This is a genomic window from Blautia sp. AF14-40, assembly GCF_003479665.1.
Classification (GTDB): Bacteria; Bacillota; Clostridia; order Lachnospirales; family Lachnospiraceae; genus Fusicatenibacter; species Fusicatenibacter saccharivorans.
Genome location: NZ_QUHK01000076.1, coordinates 446 through 2,781 on the forward strand (window position 1 = coordinate 446; position 2,336 = coordinate 2,781).

The 2,336-nt window shown below is 45.1% G+C and carries 2 protein-coding genes; both read left to right on the plus strand.

Going from position 1 to position 2,336, the window contains the following annotated elements:
- A partial coding sequence (locus DWW13_RS19590) for an ATP-binding protein (protein ID WP_243026203.1) occupies positions 1–564 on the plus strand: 564 nt, incomplete at its 5' end.
- Positions 564–2,336, plus strand: a 1,773-nt coding sequence (locus DWW13_RS18105; RefSeq protein WP_243026204.1) for a type IV secretion system protein, incomplete at its 3' end; no start/stop codon positions are given. The genes DWW13_RS19590 and DWW13_RS18105, both read left to right, overlap by 1 nt.

Consider the following 2,336-nt stretch of genomic DNA (forward strand, 5'->3'; position numbering starts at 1 on the left):
CTGGATAATCAGCTCAATATCATTCAAGTAGCCGACCTTGTACTGCCAGATAAAGATACCACTTTTGAAGAATACACGACCATTGAATTGTTGTCTGTGTCTATGCTGATTGTGATTAGTACCTTTGCCCTTGATTTTATCCATTCGGACAGAAGCATTTTTAAGATTGTCGATTTAGACGAAGCGTGGGCGTTCTTAAATGTGGCACAAGGAGAAACCTTATCAAATAAGCTGGTTCGTGCTGGGCGAGCTATGCAGGCAGGCGTTTATTTCGTTACCCAGTCTGCCTATGACGTGTCAAAGGAAAGTCTGAAAAACAATATCGGCTTAAAGTTTGCATTTAGAAGCACGGATATAAACGAGATAAAGCAGACCTTAGAGTTTTTCGGTATCGACAAGGACGATGAGAACAACCAGAAACGCTTGCGTGATTTGGAGAACGGACAATGCTTATTGCAGGACTTATACGGGCGTGTCGGTGTGGTGCAGATACACCCAGTCTTTGAAGAATTACTACACGCCTTTGATACCAGACCGCCCGTACAGAGAAATGAGGTGGAGTGATGAAAGAAAGGATAAAAGGTGTGTTCACAAAAAAGAAGATTTTCCACTTTCTCAAAATGGCTCTGTTCGTGGTGGCACTCTCCCTTATCCTGCTTTCACTTTTGGGGACGGTGGCTCATTCGACGGGGCTTGTAGACGATACCATAAACGCAGAAAATCTTTATTCAAAATATCCCCTTTCCAACTACCAGCTTGATTTTTTCGTCGATAATAGCTGGTCGTGGCTTCCGTGGAACTGGCTCGACGGTATCGGAAAATCGGTACAATACGGGCTGTACTGCATTACCAACTTTGTCTGGACTATCAGTTTGTATTTGAGTAATGCAACGGGCTATGTGGTGCAGGAAGCCTATAAGCTGGACTTCATCAATGATATGGCAGACAGTATCGGAAAGAGCATACAGACCCTTGCAGGCGTTACCGAGAACGGCTTTTCTTCTACGGGCTTCTATGTTGGTTTCCTGCTTCTCATTATCTTAGTGGTGGGAATGTGCGTTGCTTATACGGGACTGATAAAACGGGAAACCAGCAAAGCACTTCACGCTGTTATCAACTTTGTGGTGGTGTTCGTGCTGTCCGCTTCATTTATTGCTTATGCTCCCGACTATATCAAGAAGATAAATGAATTTTCATCAGACATCAGTACCGCTTCTTTGGATTTGGGAACAAAAATCATGCTCCCTAACTCCGACAGCGAGGGTAAGGACAGCGTGGACTTGATACGGGACAGCCTATTTTCTATTCAAGTGGAACAGCCGTGGCTCTTGCTTCAATTCGGGAACAGCAACGCAGAAGAAATCGGGACAGACCGTGTAGAAGCTCTCGTATCGGCAAGTCCAGAGGACGAGGACGGGAAAACCAGAGAGGAAGTCGTGAAAACAGAAATCGAGGACAACGACAATAACAATCTGACAATACCGCAGGTCGTGAACCGTTTGGGTATGGTGTTCTTCCTCTTGTTCTTTAACTTGGGTATCACGATATTTGTATTCTTGCTTACGGGCATGATGTTGTTCAGCCAGATACTTTTTATTATCTTTGCAATGTTTTTACCTATCAGTTTTTTACTTTCCATGATACCGAGCTATGAAAGCATGGCAAAGCAGGCAATCGTGAGAGTATTTAATACCATAATGACACGGGCAGGAATAACGCTCATTGTAACGGTGGCATTTAGTATTTCCAGTATGTTTTACAACATTTCCACAGACTACCCATTCTTTATGGTGGCGTTCTTGCAGATAGTATGTTTCGCTGGTATCTACATGAAGCTGGGCGACTTAATGAGTATGTTCTCACTTAATGCTGGCGACAGTCAAAGCATGGGACGACGCATATTCCGCAGACCGTATCTGTTTATGCGACATCGGGCTAGGCGTATGGAACACCGTATTGCAAGGGCGGTAAGTGCTGGCGGTATTTCGGGCGGTGTAGCTGGTGCGGTGGCTGGAAGTGCCGTTGCTGGCAAGAGAGCCGAAAGAAAAAATACGGCTTCTAAAGAAAATCGGGGCAATACCACTTCCAGCATGGGACAGCGTGCAGGTTCAAAAGTCGGTGCTGTTTTAGATACGAAAAATAAAGTGAAAGACAAGGCAAACGCTGTCAAAGAGAATATCAAGGATATGCCGACACAGACCGCTTATGCGGTGTATTCCGCAAAGGAAAAGGCAAAGTCCAGCGTGTCCGACTTTAAGCGTGGCATGGTGCAGGAACAGCAGTCCAGACAGACGGGACGCTTGGAAAAGCAGGAACAGCATAGGAAGAATATTGCT